This is a genomic window from Streptomyces adelaidensis (genome assembly GCF_016598475.1).
In the GTDB taxonomy this organism is placed as follows: Bacteria; Actinomycetota; Actinomycetes; order Streptomycetales; family Streptomycetaceae; genus Streptomyces; species Streptomyces adelaidensis.
The window spans coordinates 1-19,005 of record NZ_JAEMUX010000069.1; the positions used below are offsets into that span (position 1 = coordinate 1).

14 protein-coding genes are annotated in these 19,005 nt (G+C 70.6%); 8 read left to right on the top strand and 6 right to left on the bottom strand.

All coding sequences use genetic code 11. The annotated features are described in order from the left end of the window. A partial coding sequence (locus tag I8N67_RS30605; RefSeq protein WP_234046557.1) for a hypothetical protein occupies window positions 1-496 on the top strand: 496 nt, incomplete at its 5' end. Window positions 497-563: 67 nt separating this feature from the next. Here I8N67_RS30605 and I8N67_RS30610 read toward each other — a convergent pair. Then, complete coding sequence (locus I8N67_RS30610; protein WP_200307485.1) at window positions 564-2,060, bottom strand: MFS transporter; 1,497 nt, start codon at window positions 2,058-2,060, stop codon at window positions 564-566. 426 nt (window positions 2,061-2,486) lie between these two features. On the opposite strand from I8N67_RS30610, the gene I8N67_RS30615 reads away from it, so the two are divergent. Beyond that, window positions 2,487-3,275: an ABC transporter ATP-binding protein gene (locus I8N67_RS30615; RefSeq protein ID WP_200307486.1), complete on the top strand. Its 789-nt coding sequence runs from the start codon at window positions 2,487-2,489 to the stop codon at window positions 3,273-3,275. Next, a complete protein-coding gene (locus tag I8N67_RS30620; protein ID WP_200307487.1) occupies window positions 3,272-5,851 on the top strand; it encodes an ABC transporter permease in 2,580 nt (859 codons plus the stop codon). The genes I8N67_RS30615 and I8N67_RS30620 overlap by 4 nt, the downstream gene beginning before the upstream one ends. 129 nt (window positions 5,852-5,980) lie before the next feature. On the opposite strand, the gene I8N67_RS30625 is transcribed toward I8N67_RS30620, so the two are convergent. Together I8N67_RS30625 and I8N67_RS30630 are read right to left on the bottom strand one after the other, a co-directional pair. Continuing rightward, window positions 5,981-6,538 (bottom strand): phospholipase A2, encoded by a 558-nt coding sequence (locus I8N67_RS30625; RefSeq protein ID WP_200307488.1) that lies wholly within the window; start codon window positions 6,536-6,538, stop codon window positions 5,981-5,983. 153 nt (window positions 6,539-6,691) lie between these two features. After that, window positions 6,692-8,119, bottom strand: a complete 1,428-nt coding sequence (locus I8N67_RS30630; protein WP_200307489.1) for a DUF2079 domain-containing protein — start codon at window positions 8,117-8,119, stop codon at window positions 6,692-6,694. Window positions 8,120-8,536: 417 nt separating this feature from the next. On the opposite strand from I8N67_RS30630, the gene mfd reads away from it, so the two are divergent. Then, window positions 8,537-12,070 (top strand): transcription-repair coupling factor, encoded by a 3,534-nt coding sequence (mfd, locus tag I8N67_RS30635; protein WP_200307490.1) that lies wholly within the window; start codon window positions 8,537-8,539, stop codon window positions 12,068-12,070. Window positions 12,071-12,105: 35 nt separating this feature from the next. Here the strand turns inward: mfd and I8N67_RS30640 are convergent, their stop codons facing one another. Further along, entirely contained in the window at window positions 12,106-12,735 is a 630-nt protein-coding gene (locus I8N67_RS30640) for a TetR/AcrR family transcriptional regulator (RefSeq protein WP_200307491.1), read from the bottom strand. A gap of 237 nt (window positions 12,736-12,972) precedes the next feature. Here I8N67_RS30640 and I8N67_RS30645 point away from each other — a divergent pair, with 237 nt between their 5' ends. Continuing rightward, entirely contained in the window at window positions 12,973-13,809 is an 837-nt protein-coding gene (locus tag I8N67_RS30645) for an SCO6745 family protein (RefSeq protein WP_200307516.1), read from the top strand. Between the two features lie 184 nt (window positions 13,810-13,993). Further along, window positions 13,994-14,710: an HNH endonuclease family protein gene (locus I8N67_RS30650; RefSeq protein WP_200307492.1), complete on the top strand. Its 717-nt coding sequence runs from the start codon at window positions 13,994-13,996 to the stop codon at window positions 14,708-14,710. 40 nt (window positions 14,711-14,750) lie between these two features. On the opposite strand, the gene I8N67_RS30655 is transcribed toward I8N67_RS30650, so the two are convergent. Further along, window positions 14,751-15,497, bottom strand: a complete 747-nt coding sequence (locus I8N67_RS30655) for a hypothetical protein (RefSeq protein WP_200307493.1) — start codon at window positions 15,495-15,497, stop codon at window positions 14,751-14,753. A 57-nt stretch (window positions 15,498-15,554) separates the two neighbouring features. Then, entirely contained in the window at window positions 15,555-15,947 is a 393-nt protein-coding gene (locus I8N67_RS30660) for a hypothetical protein (RefSeq protein WP_200307494.1), read from the bottom strand. Between the two features lie 213 nt (window positions 15,948-16,160). On the opposite strand from I8N67_RS30660, the gene I8N67_RS30665 reads away from it, so the two are divergent. Together I8N67_RS30665 and I8N67_RS30670 are read left to right on the top strand one after the other, a co-directional pair. Next, the gene (locus tag I8N67_RS30665; RefSeq protein ID WP_200307495.1) at window positions 16,161-18,188 is read left to right on the top strand and encodes an N-6 DNA methylase; all 2,028 of its coding nucleotides are present in this window, start codon (window positions 16,161-16,163) and stop codon (window positions 18,186-18,188) included. A gap of 210 nt (window positions 18,189-18,398) precedes the next feature. Further along, window positions 18,399-19,001: a hypothetical protein gene (locus tag I8N67_RS30670; protein WP_200307496.1), complete on the top strand. Its 603-nt coding sequence runs from the start codon at window positions 18,399-18,401 to the stop codon at window positions 18,999-19,001. Window positions 19,002-19,005 lie beyond the last annotated feature (4 nt).

Genomic DNA, 19,005 nt, shown 5'->3' on the forward strand with positions numbered 1-19,005 from the left:
TCTGTCGTGTCCCCCGGAGGCCGCCGCTTCGGCTGCGGCTTCCGAGCCCCTGGAGGATGTGGACGATTACGAATACCTCGTGATGCGGGGCTGCACGATCCTGTCGGAGACCGGCTGCGGATTCCGTATCGCGGGGTTCGGCAGCGACGACTGGGGTTTCGACGTGTCGTACGACATGTCGACGCTGATGGAGCAAATCCCGGATCTGCTCACCGGGCTGGGGGCGGAGGGACGCGGCGAGGTCGACTTCTACTCGCAGGGGGTGGAGCGGACCGTCACCTTCGAGCGTCGGGAGGGGCGGTACCTCGTCCGATGCAGCTCCAGGACCTCCTGGAAACCGTCCCCGGAGGTCGAGTACGTCGAGTCCGCCAGGCTGGAGAGCATGCTGACGGAGCTGGCCTCCGGGTTCTCCGCCGGTCTGGCGGCCGCGTCCTCGGAAATCGCTCAGCTGGAGCCGTTCAGGACCTGGCGCAGCGAACAGTGGCGGCCGTTCTGAGCGTTCGGTGACGGGATTCGGCGGTGCCCCGGAAAGACGGGGTGCCGCCGAATTCCCGTTGGGGGGATCAGCGCTCCTTGAGCACCGGAAACCTGCGCGGCGCCACCACCAGCAGCACCAGGAACGCCACCACCGCCGCGAACGCCGCCCCCAGGTACACGGCGTGGACCGCGTCCGCGACGGCCCGGCGGACGGGCTCGGCGGTGGTGCCCGAGTCGAGGGCGCTGGTCACGTGGTCGAGGTCGCCCGCGCCGCCGAGCCGCGCGGCGAGCACCCCGTTGGCGACCGCGCCGAACATCGCCGCGCCCAGGGTCTGGCCGGTCTGGCGGCAGAAGAGGATGGACGCGGTGGCCGTGCCGCGCTCCTCCCATTCCACCGTCGACTGGACGCCGATGATCAGGGGGAGTTGGAAGAGGCCGAGGGCCGCGCCCAGCAGCAGCATCAGCAGGGTCGGCTGCCAGGCCTCGCCGGGATAGGGGAGGAAGGGGAAGGCGAAGAGGATCGCCGCCGCTGCCCCGATGCCCAGGACCGCCGTGTCGCGGAACCCGATCCTGCGGTAGACGTGCTGGCTGAGGGCCGCCGACACCGGCCAGCTCAGCGTCCAGACTGAGACGACGAAACCGGCGGCCACCGGCGCCAGCCCCAGCACCGACTGGGCGTACGTCGCGAGGAAGACCGTGGGCGCCACCATCAGCAGCCCCAGCGCCCCCAGCGCCAGATTCACCGCCGCGATCGTGCGGCGGCGCCACACCCAGCCGGGAATGATCGGCTCGGCGGCCCGGCGTTCGATCAGCACCAGCAGTGCGATGAGGGCGACTCCCGTGCCCAGCAGGGTCAGTGAGGGCCAGGACAGCCAGGCCCACGCCACCCCGCCCTGCACCAGCGCCGTCAGCAGGGCACCCCCGCAGGCGAAGACCGTCAGGGCGCCGGCCCAGTCGATACGCGGCCGGCCCGCCGGCTCCCGCCGGGGCTCGTGCAGATGACGGGCCAGCAGCCACAGCGCCGCCGCGCCGAGCGGGAGGTTGATGAGGAAGATCCACCGCCAGTCCGCGTACGTGGCCAGCACCCCGCCCACGCCGGGGCCCACCACCGCCGACACCGCCCACACCGTGGACAGCTTGGACTGGATCTTCGGGCGCTCCTTCAGAGGATAGAGATCCGCGGCCAGAGTCTGCACCGTGCCCTGCAACGCCCCACCGCCCAGCCCCTGGACGACACGGAAGGCGATCAGCGAACCCATGTTCCACGCCACCGCGCAGAGCAGCGAGCCCAGCAGGAACAGGGCCGCGCCCGCGATGAGCACCGGTTTGCGGCCGAAGGTGTCGGAGAGCTTGCCGTAGACCGGGAGGGTGACGGTCACGGCCAGCAGATAGCCGGAGAACAGCCAGGAGAAGACGGAGAAGCCGCCGAGGTCGGCGACGATCTGCGGTACGGCGGTCGAGACGATCGTGGAGTCCATCGCGGCCAGCCCCATGGCCAGCATGAGGGCGGCGACGACCGGCCCCCGTCGGTCGGTTCCGGTGCGCTGTGCCGTCTCGCGTATGGCTGGCCGCGTATCGCCCACCGGATTCCTTCCCCCTGCATCTATCTGCCGGGGACCAGCTTCCCACTCGGCCCTCACGTCACGGCAGGGTGCGGCCCGGCGGCATCGGAAGGCGGACCGAACCCCGAGGCCGTCTCCTCCTCCGGGCCGACATCCCTTAGGGGTACCTCCGTACTACGGCTCGGGGAGGGTTCGTACCGTCGGAGGACGAGACGGGCCACCCCGCGTCCTTAACCTGGCTTTATGCCGCTGGGGGGGCGGTGTACAGGAGCGGCGGGGGTGGGGTTTTCCCCAGCGGAAGACTGCGCTGAGCACCAGCGCGCCGGACCCCCCGCCGCGACCAGACTCAAGGCACGCCGATTCGCACGACTCGGCACCCACTTCGCAGCACCGCACCGCGACATCACTTCGTACGGCCAACTGACTGACCGACATAGGAGAAATACCGTGACATCGGCTGTGACCATCACCAGGCACGGGGGTACTGGAGGGACTACGGCCGTTGCCGCGCGGGCGCGGCAGGTCGTGAAGGCGTACGGGTCCGGGGAGACCCGCGTCGTCGCGCTCGACGAGGTGGATGTGGACATCGCGCGGGGGCAGTTCACCGCGATCATGGGTCCCTCGGGTTCCGGCAAGTCCACTCTCATGCACTGCCTCGCCGGGCTCGACACGGTGACGTCGGGTCAGATCTATCTCGACGAGACCGAGATCACCGGGCTGAAGGACAAGAAGCTCACCCAACTGCGCCGGGACCGGGTCGGGTTCATCTTCCAGGCGTTCAACCTGCTGCCCACGCTGAACGCGATGGAGAACATCACCCTGCCCATGGACATCGCCGGGCGGAAGCCCGACAAGGAGTGGCTGGGGCGGGTCGTCGACACCGTCGGGCTGAGCGACCGGCTCAAGCACCGGCCGACCCAGCTCTCCGGCGGCCAGCAGCAGCGCGTCGCCGTGGCCCGGGCGCTCGCCGCCCGGCCGGAGATCATCTTCGGTGACGAGCCGACCGGAAACCTCGACTCACGGGCCGGCGCCGAGGTGCTGGGCTTCCTGCGCACGTCGGTCGAGGAACTGGGCCAGACCATCGTCATGGTCACCCACGACCCCGTGGCCGCCTCGTACGCGGACCGTGTGCTGTACCTGGCCGACGGCCGCATCGTCGACGAGATGTACAAGCCGACCGCGGAGACGGTCCTCGACCGCATGAAGGACTTCGACGCGCGGGGGCGTACGTCATGAGCGTCATGAAGACCTCCATGCGCAATGTCTTCGCGCACAAGGGACGGATGGCCCTGTCGGCCATCGCGGTCATTCTGTCGGTGGCCTTCGTGACGGGGACCCTGGTCTTCACCGACACGATGAGCACGACGTTCGACAAGCTGTTCGCGGCCACCGCCTCCGACGTCACGGTCAGCGCCAAGAGCGCCTCGGACACCGGTGAGACGCGGTCCGGCAACGGCAAGCCGCCGGTCATACCCGCGTCCGTCGTCGACAAGGTGGGCGGCGCGGACGGCGTGAAGTCGGCCGAGGGCACCGTCTTCTCCACCTCGGTGACGGTCGTCGACGCCGACAAGGACAGCCTCTCGCCCACCAGCGGCGCCCCGACCATCGTCGGCAACTGGAACGCCAACGACGCCCGCACCATGAAGATCGCCTCCGGGAACGCCCCGCGCGGACCGGACCAGATCATGATCGACGCGGACACCGCCGACAAGCACGACCTGAAGCTCGGCGACGAGATCGGCGTGATCTCGGTGGTCGGCACACACCGGGCGAAGATCTCCGGCATCGCCGACTTCACCGTCACCAACCCCGGTGCCGCGATCTTCTACCTGGACACCGCGACCGCCCAGAAGGCCCTCGTCGGCGAGTCCGGCGTGTACACCAACGTCAATATCACCGCCGCCACCGGCTTCACCGACGCGCAGGTGAAGAAGAACGTCGCCGCGGAACTGGGCGGTGCCTACCAGGTGCAGACCGCCAAGGAGGTCGCGGACGCCAACGCCAAGGACGTCGGCGAGTTCATGGGGGTGATGAAGTACGCCATGCTCGGCTTCGCCGGGATCGCCTTCCTCGTCGGCATCTTCCTGATCATCAACACCTTCTCGATGCTGGTCGCCCAGCGCACCCGGGAGATCGGCCTGCTGCGGGCCATCGGCTCCAGCCGCGGCCAGGTCAACCGGTCGGTGCTCGTCGAGGCGCTGCTGCTCGGCTTCTTCGGCTCGGTCCTCGGCGTGGGCGCCGGTGTGGGCCTCGCCATCGGCCTGATGAAGCTCATGGGCGCCACCGGCATGAACCTCTCCACCGACGACCTCACCGTCGCCTGGACCACCCCGGCGGTCGGTCTGTTCCTCGGCGTCGTCGTCACCGTCCTCGCCGCGTACGTGCCCGCCCGACGCGCCGGCAAGGTCTCTCCGATGGCCGCCCTGCGCGACGCCGGCGCCCCGCTGGACGCCAAGGCCGGAGCCGTACGGGCCGGGCTCGGCCTGCTCCTGACCGGCGTCGGCGGCTACTGCCTGTACCTGGCGTCCGCCGCCGACAAGGCGAGCGAGGGCTCGCTGTGGCTCGGCGGCGGAGTCGTCCTGTCCCTCATCGGCTTCGTCGTCATCGGCCCGCTGCTGGCCGGCGCCGTGGTGCGGGCGCTCGGCACGGTCGTCCTGCGGGCCTTCGGCCCGGTCGGGCGGATGGCCGAGCGCAACGCATTGCGCAACCCTCGCCGTACGGGAGCCACCGGCGCCGCCCTGATGATCGGTCTCGCCCTGGTCGCCTGTCTGTCGGTGGTCGGCTCCTCCCTGGTCGCCTCGGCCACGGAACAGCTCGACAAGACGGTCGGCGCGGACTTCATCATCCAGAGCGACCGGGGCGAGCTGGTCACCCCGGCGGCGGTCGAGGCCGCGAAGTCGGCCGAGGGAGTGACGAGCCTGACCGAGTACAAGTGGACCCAGGCCGACTTCACCACCCCCGACGGCGAGAAGCTGGAGAAGACGGCGATCACCGCCGCCGACCCGGGCTACGCCACCGACCTCGCCACCGAGACCGTCGCCGGCGAGCTGGCGGACGCCTACCGCCTCGACTCGATGTCCGTCCACGAGAAGTTCGCCGAGGACCACGACATCGAACTCGGCTCCAAGATCGCCGTCGACTTCGAGGACGGCTCCACGGGCGACCTGACCGTCCGGGCGATCACCAGCAGCGACGTCGTCATCGATGCCGGGGCCATGTACACGTCCATCGACACGATGGCCAAGTACGTCCCCGCCGACAAGATGCCCCTCGACCAGCTCCTCTTCGCCTCGGCGAAGGAAGGCCAGGAGACGGCCGCGTACCAGTCCCTCAAGGACGCGCTGCACGACTACCCGCAGTACAAGGTTCGCGACCAGACCGACTACAAGGAAGCGCTGAAGGGCCAGATCGACCAGCTCCTCAACATGATCTACGGCCTGCTCGCCCTCGCGATCATCGTCGCGATCCTGGGGGTCGTGAACACCCTGGCCCTGTCGGTCGTCGAGCGGACCAGGGAGATCGGCCTGATGCGGGCGATCGGCCTCTCGCGGCGGCAGCTGCGCCGCATGATCCGCCTGGAGTCGGTCGTCATCGCGCTGTTCGGCGCGCTGCTCGGCCTGGGCCTGGGCATGGGCTGGGGCGCCACCGCCCAGCAGCTTCTCGCCCTGGAGGGCCTGAAGATCCTCGACATCCCCTGGCCGACGATCACCGGGGTCTTCCTCGGCTCGGCCTTCGTGGGACTGTTCGCGGCACTGATCCCCGCGTTCAGGGCGGGCCGGATGAACGTGCTCAACGCGATCGCCACGGAGTAGCGGGCGCGACGGTGCGGGGGACCGGCGGGGCGTGGGGAGTGATCCCACGCCCCGCCGGACGTCTTTGTCGGCTCTATCGGCTCTATCGCCCTATCAGTCCTATTAGCCCTATCGGTTCTGTCGGCTCTGTCAGCCGACGGAGCGGACGGCCGAGTAGTACTTCTTCGCCGTCTTCAGGCAGGCCGCCTTGGCCTTCTTGCGCCCGGCCGGCGTCAGCGGGTCGGACCAGAACTTCTTGCCGCAGGCCCGGTTCATGTCGCCGAGGAACGCCTTGTCGATCCGGAGTTTGTGGTCCCGCTTGAACGCGGTCAGGCCCGCGATCTTCTTGTAGTTGCGGTACCCGAAGTCGTGCCGGTGGCAGGGGAATGTGAAGTCGTACCCGCCGGCGATTTTCTCCGGCGCCTTGGAGCAGCCGTCGGTCGCCCAGTTGAAGCCGTACTTCTTGATCGCCTGCTTGTTCTGCCGGTACTGACCGAGCCCCGCGAACCAGTTGTTCTGGGAGGCCTCCGAGTTCCCCGTCATGGTCTTCAGCTTCGAGAGCTTCTGTGCCTTGGTCACGGCGGCGGCCGCCTGCGTGGACACCGTGCCGTCCGAGGCGGCGGGACCGGCCAGCGCGGGGGCGGCACCGGTGAGAAGGATAATTCCCGAAAGGGCGGCACCGGGAATTGCTCTGCGTAACGTGGTCAAGGCTTCTTTCCTTTTCTTCTCGGCTGCTGGAAGCGGTGCAACCGTGCCACGTTCGCGTAGGGGTGGGCTATTGTCCTTTGGTGCAGTATCGAGTCGGAATTCCATATTCCATATTCCGAATTCCGGGTCCCGTAATCTCGGGAAGGCCGGCGATCAGACGCGTCTCAGCAGCACGTACCCCTGGATGACGCCCCGCAACTCGTACCGCTCACGCGGATGCAGCTGACGGGCGTACCCGGGGGCGTCCTTCACCCAGTGCGAGGTGTTGTTGAAGACGATGTAGTCGGGGGCGATGCCCTTGGCGCGGCCGATCCAGAAGACGCGGCAGCGGGAGGTGAGGCGGCTGATGGGGCCGACGTTGGACTCGACGGTGGCGCCGTCGGGGATGGTGTCCAGCAACTTCTCGACGGCCTTCACGCGGGCCGGGACGCGGTAGGCGTCGGCCTCGGTCAGGGTGCCCACGGGCAGCGCGGTCGTCAGCGCGAGCGCCGCCGCGGTGACGGCGGCGGGCAGATGGAAGGCGTACGAGCGCAGCCACGCGCGCGGGCTGCGGCGGGCGGCGGGGAGCGCGTCGACGAGGGCGAGCGTGACGATCGGCATCAGTACGGCGCTGTAGTGGAAGTCCGTGCCCCAGTAGTGGTGGTCCGAGGAGACGAACCGCCAGGCCAGGGTGGGCAGGACGGCGAGCAGCAGCGGCGAGCGCAGGGCCAGCAGACCGCTGGTCGGGATCAGCAGCCACAGCAGGGTGCGGACCTTGACGTCCGCGCCGTCGAAGGGGCCGGCGCCGCCGACCTTGGTCAGGTAGTCGGAGGCGCCGCCGGTGTTGAACGCCGGGATGATCATGGTGAAGGTGAGCAGCGTGGCGACCGCCCCGAACGACGCGACCGCGAGGGCGTACGGCACCGCCCGGGGCGAACCGTGCCGCCGGGCCCGTATCGCCACGACGACCGCGATCACCGCCATCGTCAGCCCCTGGTCCTCCTTGACCAGCACCAGCGGGAGCAGCCAGAGCAGCGCCGCGCGCCACCGGTGTGTGAGCAGCGCCTCCAGGGCGAAGGCGATGAGCGGCACCGCGAAACAGATCTCGTGGAAGTCGAAGTCCACCGCGTTCTGCAGCCCCCACGACAGCCCGTATGCCACCCCGAGCGCGAGCCCCCGCGCGCGCCCCAGCATCCGCGCCGCCACGCGGGTCACCGGCACCGCCGACAACGCCAGCAGCGCCGCCTGCGCCACCAGCAGCGTCACCGGCGAGGGGAACATCCGGTAGAACGGCGCCAACAGCGCGGAGACCGGGCTGAAGTGGTCCCCGAGAACGTTGTACCCCGGCCCCTTCAGATCAGTGATCGGAGCCCTCAGCTGCGCGTACGCCCGTATCGCCTGCTCGAAGATCCCCAGATCCCACGACCGGTTCCCCATCCGCCGATACCGCCCGACCGACACCACCGCGTACGCCAGGAACAGCCCGACCCCGACCAGATAAGGGTCACCCCGCTCGGCAAGGAAGCGCCGGTCACGGGCGGGGGACGGTCCTACGGCCGCGACCGGCGCCGGTATGACAGGGGTCGGGGCGGTGGGGGGCATTGACACTCGCGTTCGGGTAGGGGCAGGGGCGGCGGGTGCTAGTCAGGTTAGGCGGCACGCCTGAGAAGCAGGGCGAAGCCCCTGCTTTCAGGGGCGCGGGGAACTGCGCGATCAACCACGAAGCACCCGCACCCGCACCCGCCAACGCACAGAACCCCCCGAGCCGTAAGGCGCTGATGGGGGTCGAAGGGGCACAGCCCCTGGAGGATGGGACGTGGATGGGACGGGTAGGGGCGGCGGGGGCGACACCCTCCCAGGCGCACCCACACTTATCCACAGCCCCCGCACCACCCCCACCGCCGTCGTACCCTGGACACCCCCGGCCCGTAACACGAGGTCGGGCATTCGTGTTGCCCCCGCCTGCACCCCACCCCCTCAACCACCCCACTCGCTCACCCCGGACGGGAACCGCCCTTCATGAGCCTCCACGGTCTGCTAGACGCCGTAGTCAAGGACGCCCCCCTCGCGGAAGCGATCAGGGCGGCGGCCGACGGCCACCGCACCCACATCGACCTGGTGGGCCCTCCGGCGGCCCGCCCCTTCGCGGTCGCCGCACTCGCCCGCGACGCCGGCCGCCCCGTACTCGCCGTGACGGCGACGGGCCGCGAGGCCGAGGACCTGGCCGCGGCCCTGCGCTCGCTGCTCCCCCCGGACGGCGTCGTGGAGTACCCGGCGTGGGAGACGCTCCCGCACGAGCGCCTCAGCCCGCGCAGCGACACCGTCGGCCGCCGCCTCGCCGTACTGCGCCGCCTGACCCACCCCCGCCCCGACGACCCGGAGACGGGCCCGGTCTCGGTGGTCGTCGCCCCGGTCCGATCCGTCCTCCAGCCCCAGGTCAAGGGCCTCGGCGAGCTGGAACCGGTCGCCCTGCGCACGGGCGAGACGGCCGATCTGAACCGTACGATCGAGGCTCTGGCGGCGGCCGCGTACTCCCGGGTGGAACTGGTCGAGAAGCGCGGCGAGTTCGCCGTACGCGGCGGCATCCTGGACGTCTTCCCGCCGACCGAGGAGCACCCCCTGCGGGTGGAGTTCTGGGGCGACGACGTCGAGGAGATCCGGTACTTCAAGGTCGCCGACCAGCGCTCCCTCGAAGTCGCCGAGCACGGCCTGTGGGCCCCGCCCTGCCGCGAACTCCTCCTCACCGACGACGTACGCGACCGCGCGCGTGCCCTCGCCGAACGCCACCCGGAGCTGGGTGAACTGCTCAACAAGATCGCCGAAGGCATCGCGGTCGAAGGGATGGAATCCCTCGCTCCGGTCCTCGTCGACGACATGGAACTGCTGATCGACGTGCTGCCGAAGGGCTCCATGGCCGTCGTGTGCGACCCGGAGCGGGTGCGCACGCGGGCGGCGGACCTGGTGGCCACGTCGCAGGAGTTCCTGCACGCCTCCTGGGCGGCCACCGCCGGTGGCGGCGAGGCACCCATCGACGTCGGCGCGGCCTCCCTGCGGTCCATCGCGGACGTCCGCGACCGGGCCCGCGAGCTGGACATGATGTGGTGGTCGGTCTCCCCGTTCGCCGCCGACGAAGAGCTCGACGCGGACACCCTCAAGCTCGGCATGCACGCCCCCGAGACCTACCGGGGCGACACCGCGAAGGCGCTCGCCGACACCAAGGGCTGGCTCGCCGACGGCTGGCGCACCGTGTTCGTGACCGAGGCCCACGGCCCGGCCGCCCGCACGGTCGAGGTCCTCGGAAGTGAGGGCGTCGCGGCCAGGCTGGCCGCCGACCTGGGGGAGATCTCCCCGTCGGTCGTGCATGTGGCGTGCGGCTCGATCGACTTCGGCTTCATCGACCCCGTCCTGAAGCTTGCGGTCCTCACCGAGACCGACCTCACCGGCCAGAAGGCGGCCGGCAAGGACGGCGCCCGGATGCCGGCCCGCCGCCGCAAGACCATCGACCCGCTCACCCTCGAACAGGGCGACTACATCGTCCACGAGCAGCACGGCGTCGGCCGCTACATCGAGATGGTCCAGCGGACCGTGCAGGGCGCGACCCGCGAGTACCTGGTCGTCGAGTACGCCCCCGCCAAGCGCGGCCAGCCCGGCGACCGCCTCTACATCCCCACCGACCAGCTGGAACAGATCACCAAGTACGTCGGTGGCGAGGCCCCCACCCTGCACCGCCTCGGCGGCGCCGACTGGACCAAGACCAAGGCCCGCGCGAAGAAGGCCGTCAAGGAGATCGCCGCCGACCTGATCCGGCTGTACTCGGCCCGGATGGCGGCGCCCGGTCACGCGTTCGGTTCGGACACCCCCTGGCAGCGGGAGCTGGAGGACGCCTTCCCGTACGCCGAGACGCCCGACCAGCTGACCACCATCGCCGAGGTCAAGGAGGACATGGAGAAGACGGTCCCCATGGACCGCCTGATCTGCGGCGACGTCGGCTACGGCAAGACGGAGATCGCGGTCCGGGCCGCCTTCAAGGCCGTGCAGGACGGCAAGCAGGTGGCGGTCCTGGTCCCCACGACCCTGCTGGTGCAGCAGCACTTCGGCACGTTCAGCGAGCGGTACTCGCAGTTCCCGGTGAACGTCCGGGCCCTGTCCCGCTTCCAGTCGGACACCGAGGCGAAGGCGACCCTCGAAGGGCTGCGGGAGGGCTCGGTGGACATCGTCATCGGCACCCACCGCCTGTTCTCCTCCGAGACCAAGTTCAAGGACCTCGGCCTGGTCGTCGTCGACGAGGAACAGCGCTTCGGCGTCGAGCACAAGGAGCAGCTGAAGAAGCTCCGCGCCAACGTCGACGTGCTGACGATGTCCGCGACGCCGATTCCGAGAACGCTGGAGATGGCCGTCACGGGCATCCGCGAGATGTCGACGATCACCACCCCGCCGGAGGAGCGCCACCCGGTGCTCACCTTCGTCGGCCCCTACGAGGAGAAGCAGATCGGCGCGGCCATCCGCCGCGAACTGCTGCGCGAGGGCCAGGTCTTCTACATCCACAACCGGGTGGAATCCATCGACCGCGCGGCGGCCCGACTCCGCGAGATCGTCCCCGAGGCACGCATCGCGACCGCCCACGGCCAGATGTCGGAACAGGCCCTGGAACAGGTCGTCGTCGACTTCTGGGAGAAGAAGTTCGACGTGCTCGTATCCACGACGATCGTGGAATCGGGCATCGACATCTCCAACGCGAACACGCTGATCGTGGAGCGGGGCGACACCTTCGGCCTCTCCCAGCTGCACCAGCTGCGCGGCCGGGTCGGCCGAGGCCGCGAACGCGGCTACTCGTACTTCCTCTACCCGCCCGAGAAGCCCCTGACGGAGACCGCCCACGAACGCCTCGCGACCATCGCCCAGCACACGGAGATGGGCGCGGGCATGTACGTGGCGATGAAGGACCTGGAGATCCGGGGCGCGGGCAATCTGCTGGGCGGCGAACAGTCCGGCCACATCGCGGGCGTCGGCTTCGACCTCTACGTCCGCATGGTCGGCGAGGCCGTCGCGGACTACCGGCGGCAGCTGGAGACCGGCGAGATCGAGGAGGAGGCACCCCTCGACGTCAAGATCGAACTGCCGGTCGACGCGCACGTCCCGCACGACTACGCGCCCGGCGAGCGGCTGAGGCTCCAGGCGTACCGCGCCATCGCCTCCGTGAACAGCGAGGCCGACATCACCGCCGTACGCGAGGAACTCGTCGACCGCTACGGCAAGCTCCCGGAGCCGGTCGAGAACCTGCTGCTTGTGGCGGGGCTGCGCATGCTGGCCCGTGCCTGCGGTGTCGGCGAGATCGTCCTCCAGGGCACCAATATCCGCTTCGCGCCGGTGGAGTTGAGGGAGTCGCAGGAGCTGCGTCTCAAGCGGCTGTATCCGGGGACGGTCATCAAGCCGGCCGCCCATCAGGTGCTGGTGCCCCGCCCGAAGACCGCGAAGGTGGGCGGGAAGCCGCTGCTCGGGCGGGATCTGCTGGGGTGGACCGGGGAGTTCCTGGCTTCGATTCTGGGGTCGTAGGTGTAGCGGTGGGGGCGGCCGGACGGCCGGACGGGTCAGGGTGAGGGGGACGGAGGCGCGGACGGGAACAGCAGTTCCGTGGCCGTGCGGAAGACCTCCTCGGGGTCCTGGTCGCCCACGACCGCGTCCAGGTTGTCGCTGAGCAGCAGCGTGGCGAAGCCGTGGGAGAGGGACCAGGCGGCGATGCCGGCCAGCCGGGGGTCGGCGTCGAGGGTCTCGGGACGCGCGGTGGTGACGGCGGTGCGCAGCTGCTCGCGGGACAGGGCGCGGGCGGTGGTCAGTTCGAGATCGCCCTCGCGGAGCAGCTCCGGCCGGAACATCACCTGGAAGTGCGCCGGGTGCTCGCGCGCGAAACGGACATAGCGCACGCCCGCGTCCCGCAGGTCCCCGGCCTCCGCGAGCGCGGCCGCCAGCAGCGCGTGCCCCTCCGCCGCTATCGCCGTCAGCAGGCCCGTTCGGTCCTTGAAGTGATGGGCCGGCGCCGCGTGCGAGACCCCCGCACGGCGGGCCAGATCCCGCAGGCTCAGCGCGGAGGGGCCGTCGTCGGCGATGGCGTCGAGCGCGGCGCGGAGGATCGCGCGGCGTAGATCACCGTGGTGGTAGGGGCGCTCGGACGCCTTGGGTCGTTCTGGCTGCTGCTGCTGGGACGTGGTGGAGCGGGGCATGGCAACAGCGTATGCCCTGCGGAACGTCGAATCTAGTCATTGACAAGTTTGTGGTGCCGAGGCAATCTAGTCAGTGTCAAGTTTGCGCCCGGTCGGCACGGCCGGGGAGAGCGGCAAGGGGGATGTGCCATGTCCGAGAAGGTCACGCGGAAGGTCGCCGGGGGCGCCTTGGGGGCTGGTGCGGTGGCAGGTGGTGAAGCCGAACACGGGGGCGTGGAGCTGAGTGAAGTGCGCCGCATGTGGCACCTGCTGGAGCCCCTGCACGCCGTCCTCTACTACGCGCCGGAGGCCTTCGAGGAAGCGGCCGCACTGGGGTACGGCGTAGCGGAGCGGTGGCCGAGCTACTTCCCGTACCGGGCGGCGCCGTTGGGTGCCGCCGGAGCCGAGCGGACGGCCTCCGCCTTCTACAGCTTCAGCCCCCGCATGGTCGCCGAGCACATCGAGCCGGCCTGGAGGACCGCGACGCCGGAGGCCGTGCTGGCGGCGCGGGACCGGGCGGTCGACCGGGCCTGCCGAGCGATATTCGGCGACCGTGTGCACAGCTCCGAACTGGCCGAGGCCGCCTCCCTGGCCCGCCGCGCCGCCGGGTTCGCCGACACCGCGGGCCGCCCCCTGGCCGCCGCCAACACCGAGCTGCCCTGGCCCGAGCCCGCCCACCTCCAGCTCTGGCGTGCCGCGACGATCCTGCGTGAACACCGCGGTGACGGCCACCTCGCCGCCCTGCTGATCGCGGGCCTCGACCCGGCCGAGTCCCTGGTCTCCTTCGCCGCCATGGGCGCGGCATCGGTCGAACGCTTCGGGAGCCGCGGCTGGCGCCCCGAGGAATGGACCGCCGCCCGCGACCGCCTCACGGCATGCGGCCTGGTGCACCCGGACGGTACGGCCACGGAGGCCGGCCGGAGCCTGCGCCGGCAGGTCGAGCTGCACACCGACCGACTGGCGGCCGCCCCCTGGCAATCGCTGGGTGCCGACGACACCGCCCGACTCGCCGGCCTGCTGGGCGAGTTCTGGGTCGCCGTCATCGGCTCCGGCCTCCTGCCGTCGGAGACGACCCTGGGGATCGGAAAAGTGTGAACGACTCCTGACAGGCCTCCTCCGCGTGCTCACCCACTCACCACCGGAGATACGCCCGGCGTGCACCCGATGCCCGTTGAGTGCCGGTATGGCTATACCTGGCGCCAGCTACGGTGTTGAGCAGGGAAGACGGGGAACACACGCAGGACCGGGCGAGAGTACAGACAAATGAAAGGGGTGTCGCGTGGCGCGTTGGAGGGGTGGGGCAGCAGTCGTCGCTCTGGTACTGGCCGCTGTCACCGGCTGCGAGCTGGACACGGAGGGCTCGGCCGGACCGCAGGAGAACCCCGGCGGGGGAGGCGCGGCCCTGGCCGCCGCGGAGGCGTTGACCGTCAAGGGCCGGGCGCCCAAGACCGGCTACGACCGCGACAGGTTCGGCAGTCCCTGGGCCGACACGGACTCCAACAGCTGTGACACCCGCGACGACATACTCAAACGCGACCTGGAGGAGCTGAAGTTCAAGGACGGCGACTGCACGGTGGCCTCCGGTGTGCTCGACCCTGACCCGTACACCGGCGGGGACGTGACCTATGTACGGGGCCGCAGCCAGATCGACATAGACCACATCGTGGCCCTCTCCGACGCCTGGCAGAAGGGCGCCCAGAAGTGGGACGCCGGCAAACGCATAGCCCTGGCCAACGACCCGCTCAACCTCCTCGCGGTCGACGCGGGCACCAACCGGGGCAAGGGCGACGGCGACACGGCCACCTGGCTCCCGCCCAACAAGACGTACCGCTGTACCTACGTGGCCGCCCAGGTGGCCGTGAAGCAGAAGTACGGCCTCTGGGTCACCTCGGCCGAGCAGTCCGCCATGAAGCGGGTCCTGACCACCTGCCCCGACCAGGAGCTCCCGACCGGCGGCAACCCGACCAAGGCCCCGGCTCGCTTCCACGCGGACTGAGCGTCCCCGGGCGCGGGCCCGGGGACGGCCGCCGGGCGCGTCAGCTGAAGTCCTCGTCCAGGTCGATGACCTTGCCCGTGGGGGCCTTGGCCGGGACGGGCTCGTTGTAGTCGGTGAAGGTGATGTCGCCGGGCTCCTCGGCGGACTTGCTCACGACTCGCAGGAGATACGGCTTGCCCTCGGTGGCCACGGACAGGGTGTAGCGGTCCTTGCCGTCACGCTCGTCGAGCAGGATCGCGGGGGCGCCGTCGACCTCGGTGGTCTTGCCGCGGGTGGCGTCGGAGTTCACGTCCTCGAAGTCGGAGAGCACGGTGTCGAGGTCGCAGAAGCTGGCGATGTCCTCGGAGTCCTCAGCCTTGGCGGACGTCTTGGTCCACTTGCCGGCGAGCATCTCGACGACCATGTCGGCCTCCTCCTTGGAGGAGTCCTTGGACTGGGCGCGCAGGAAAGCCTCGTCGTACTTCATGTAGATGGTGTCGTCGACCTTGATCAGCTCGGCCTTGCCCTCGGCGCCCATGCCGATGGTGCCGGCGCAGTCGCCCTTCTTGTTCATGGCCATGTCCAGCTTGACCGTGCCGCCGGCGGACTCGTCCTCCATCTCGCCCTTCATCCGGAGCGAGTCGGCGTCGGAGGTGGCCTTCACGGCCTTGTCGGCGATCTCGCCGCCGGTCAGTCCGGCGAACGGGCCCTTCGGTTCGCTCGCCCTGTCCTCGCCGGGCAGGCAGCCGGTGAGCGAGAAGGTGGCCGCGGCGGCGATGCAGAGAGCGGTGAGTGCGGTGCGACGCATGGGAATTCCCCCCTGGGAGTTCGTGGAGCGAGGTGAGCGGTGGTGTGAGCGGCGGCGTCAGTACGTGCGGGTGTCGAGCTGTTCGCCCGCCGAGTCGTAGACCGTGACGCGGCCTCGCTCGTCGTGCTTCCAGTCGGCGAAGGTGGCGAACGCGGCCGAGATGAGCCGGGCGGGGCCGGTGCCGTCGCCCGGGGGTCCGCCGGTGAAGTCGGTGTGGACCTCGGTGGAGTCGGTATGGCCAGCCGGTGGGGCCGACCTGTGAACCTCGGTGACATGGGAGACGGCGGTTCTCTCGGCGGAGGTGCCGTGACTGTTCACAAAGGCCTTGAAGCGACTGGCTGAACCGCTGCCCTGCACGGCGAGGTCACCGCTTCCGGCATTGGCCGAGACCACCCCGATGACCAGGAGGCCGACCGCCGCATTCACTGCGAGCTGGGCTTTCATTCCCATGGCCGGTGCCTCCTTTCCCAGTGTGTGACAGCGCAGCCGACGTGTGACCACCCGGATCGGGCGGCCCGTCGTTCGATAGGTCAATGACAGCAGAGCTTGTGAACCGAGTCAACATGGTTCACGGGTTTTGGTGAGTACACGGCGTGAAGGGGTAGATCTTGCGTGCGTCGGTATGCTCGACGTCACACACCAGGTACGAGGGGAGCCGGGCGCGTGCAGAGCAACGGGACAGAGGTCACCGCCGCGGAGATCGCGCGGCTCGCGGGCGTGGGCCGCGCCGCGGTCAGCAACTGGCGCCGTCGGCACGTCGACTTCCCCAAACCGGTCGGCGGCACCGAGACCAGCCCCGCCTTCGCGCTCGGCGAGGTCGAGGAGTGGCTGCGGAGGCAGGGCAAGCTCGCCGAGGTGCCCCTGAAGGAGCGGGTCTGGCAGCAGGTCACCGGCCACCCCGAGGGCCCGGTCACCGCCCTGGTGCACGCGGGCTGCGCCCTGCTCCACCTCCACGACCGCCCCCTGGCCTGGCTGGAGCTGAGCGCCTGCCCCGACGACGAGCAGCTGGCCCGGCTCCTGTCCGACCCGCTCGGGCACGTCCTCACCCCGCGCTTCGGCCCGGCCGGCGAACCGGCCGGGCCCCGGCCGACGCCCGCCGAGCTCCTGCCCTCGATCCCGCTGCTGCGCGCCGCCACCGAGCTCGCGGCCGACCTGGGAGCACGGCAGACCTTCGAGTTCCTGCTCGCCCGGCACCTCGACGCCAACCCGCGCCAGTACACGCTCACCCCGGCCGAGCTCGCCGAGCTGATGGCCGAACTCGTCGGCACCGCCCGCTCGGTGCTCGACCCGGCCTGCGGCACCGGCGCCCTCCTGCGCGCCGTCGCAGCCCGCCCCGGGCAGGAGCTGTACGGCCAGGACAGCGCCCGAGAACTGGCCGCCCTCACCGCCCTCCGCCTCGCCCTGCGCACCAAGGGCACGGTCCGTACCGCCCCGGGGGACAGCCTCCGCGCGGACGCGTACGAGCACCTCAGGGCCGAGGCCGTGCTGTGCCACCCGCCGTTCAACGAGCGCAACTGGGGCCACGACGAACTCGCCTACGACCCACGCTGGGAGTACGGCTTCCCGGCCCGTACGGAGTCCGAACTCGCCTGGGTGCAGCACGCGCTGGCCCGCCTGGAGGACGGCGGCACCGCCGTCCTGCTGATGCCGCCGGCCGCCGCGAGCCGCCGCTCGGGGCGCCGTATCCGCGCCGACCTGCTGCGCCGCGGCGCCCTGCGTGCCGTGATCGCTCTGCCGGTCGGCGCGGCACCCCCGTACAACATCCCGCTGCACCTGTGGGTGCTGCGGCGGCCCGGGAAGGCGGCCGTGCGGCCCGAGTTGCTGCTGGTGGACACCGGGCGGCTCGGCGCCGAGGGGCGGAGCGGGTTCGACTGGGCGGCGGTGCGGACCGCGGTGCTCGACGCGTGGCGGCCTTTCGACCGGACGGGCGAGGTGGCCGAGCGGCCGGGGCTCAGCCGCTCGGTGCCGGCCATCGAACTGCTCGACGACGACGTGGACCTGGCCCCCGCCCGGCATCTGCCGCCTGCGGCGGCGGGCGGCGGCGCCGAGGAACTGGCCGCTGTACGCGAACGCCTCGGCGAGACCCTCCGCCTGACCGCCGACCTCACACCCCCGGTCGCCGACGAGGCGCCGCCCACCCGCTGGCCGCTCACCACGGTCGGTGAACTCGCGCGCGGGGGAGCCCTGTTGCTGCGTACCGGCGGGAACGGCCCGTACGCGCGCGTGCTCACCGATCACGACGTCCTGGCCGGCACGGCACCGTCGGGGACCCTGCCGGAGTCCGGCGACGTTCCCGTGCTGGTGGAGGCGGGCGACGTCGTGGTCCCGGTTCTCGGCGGCGGCGGTGTCGCACGGGTGATCGACGAGGAGACAGCGGGCGCAGCCCTCGGCCGCAACCTCACGCTGCTGCGCCCCGATCCGGCCGCGCTCGACGCGTGGTTCGTCGCCGGTTTCCTGCGTGGCACCGCCAACAGCCGCCAGGCCAGCAGCTACGCCTCCACCGCGACCCGCCTCGACGTGCGCCGCCTTCAACTGCCCCGGCTCCCGCTGGACCAGCAGCGCCGCTACGGCGAACGGTTCCGCGCCCTCGCCGCCTTCGAGGACGCCCTCCGCCAGGCCGGCCGCCTCGGTGAACGGCTCGTACGCGGCATGTACGACGGACTGACGGACGGTACGGTCGCCCCGCAGTGAGCGAGCCGGCCAAGGGGCGGCCGCCCGGCCCGATGGGCCGGACTCCCTCTACGATCAGGCCTACCGGACGGAACCGCTCCGCCTCGGGCGGCGTGACCAGCACTGCGGTACCGCAACGGTTGTCCACAACCCTGGACGCCATGTCGTGGTCGACCGATACCCTCAGAACGACATCGCACATCCGCTCTCACCAGGCCATCAGGAGCAGCCATGCACGGCCACGGCTATGCGCCGACACCGCCCCCCGGCCCCGATCAAGGGGGCCAGGTCACACTCCGTGTGATCTTCGTGGTGGTCGCGGTCATGAGCTGTGGCGTTCTCGCCTGGGCGTGCATGCTGCGGCTCGCCTCGGTGACCCGTAAGACGCGCGACTGGTGGCTGTTCGCCCTGGCGATGGTCCACATCATCGTGACGCTGTACATCATCGGCACCGACCCGGGCGAGGAGGAGTTCACCACCTGGCGCGGCAACGTCGGTATGTCGCTGCTGTTCGGCGGCCTGTTCGCCATCGTCGCGTACTACCTGGCCGCGGACATACGCCACTTCAGCCGCTCCCGGACGGTCCCGCCGACGCCGTACGCCCAGCCCACGGTGTACTCCCAGCAGAGCGGATACAGCTACCCGCCGGTCCAGGCCCCGCAGCCCTACGCGCCCGCCCCGCCGGTCCAGCAGCCGCCCGTCCAGCCGCAGCCTCCGCGGCAGGCGCAGCCCGGGCCGGAGCCGCAGCGCCCCGGGCCGGCTCGAATAGACCAGGTGCGCGCCGAGCTCGACGAGCTCAGCGACTATCTCCGCAAGCATGAAGGAGACCGGTGAGACC

Coding starts and splice junctions, on each gene's coding strand:
- I8N67_RS30620 (WP_200307487.1), top strand. CDS start 3,272: ATGAGCGTCATGAAGACCTCCATGCGCAATGTCTTCGCGCACAAGGGA.
- I8N67_RS30630 (WP_200307489.1), bottom strand. CDS start 8,119: ATGCCCCCCACCGCCCCGACCCCTGTCATACCGGCGCCGGTCGCGGCC.
- mfd (WP_200307490.1), top strand. CDS start 8,537: ATGAGCCTCCACGGTCTGCTAGACGCCGTAGTCAAGGACGCCCCCCTC.
- I8N67_RS30640 (WP_200307491.1), bottom strand. CDS start 12,735: ATGCCCCGCTCCACCACGTCCCAGCAGCAGCAGCCAGAACGACCCAAG.
- I8N67_RS30645 (WP_200307516.1), top strand. CDS start 12,973: ATGTGGCACCTGCTGGAGCCCCTGCACGCCGTCCTCTACTACGCGCCG.
- I8N67_RS30655 (WP_200307493.1), bottom strand. CDS start 15,497: ATGCGTCGCACCGCACTCACCGCTCTCTGCATCGCCGCCGCGGCCACC.
- I8N67_RS30660 (WP_200307494.1), bottom strand. CDS start 15,947: ATGGGAATGAAAGCCCAGCTCGCAGTGAATGCGGCGGTCGGCCTCCTG.
- I8N67_RS30670 (WP_200307496.1), top strand. CDS start 18,399: ATGCACGGCCACGGCTATGCGCCGACACCGCCCCCCGGCCCCGATCAA.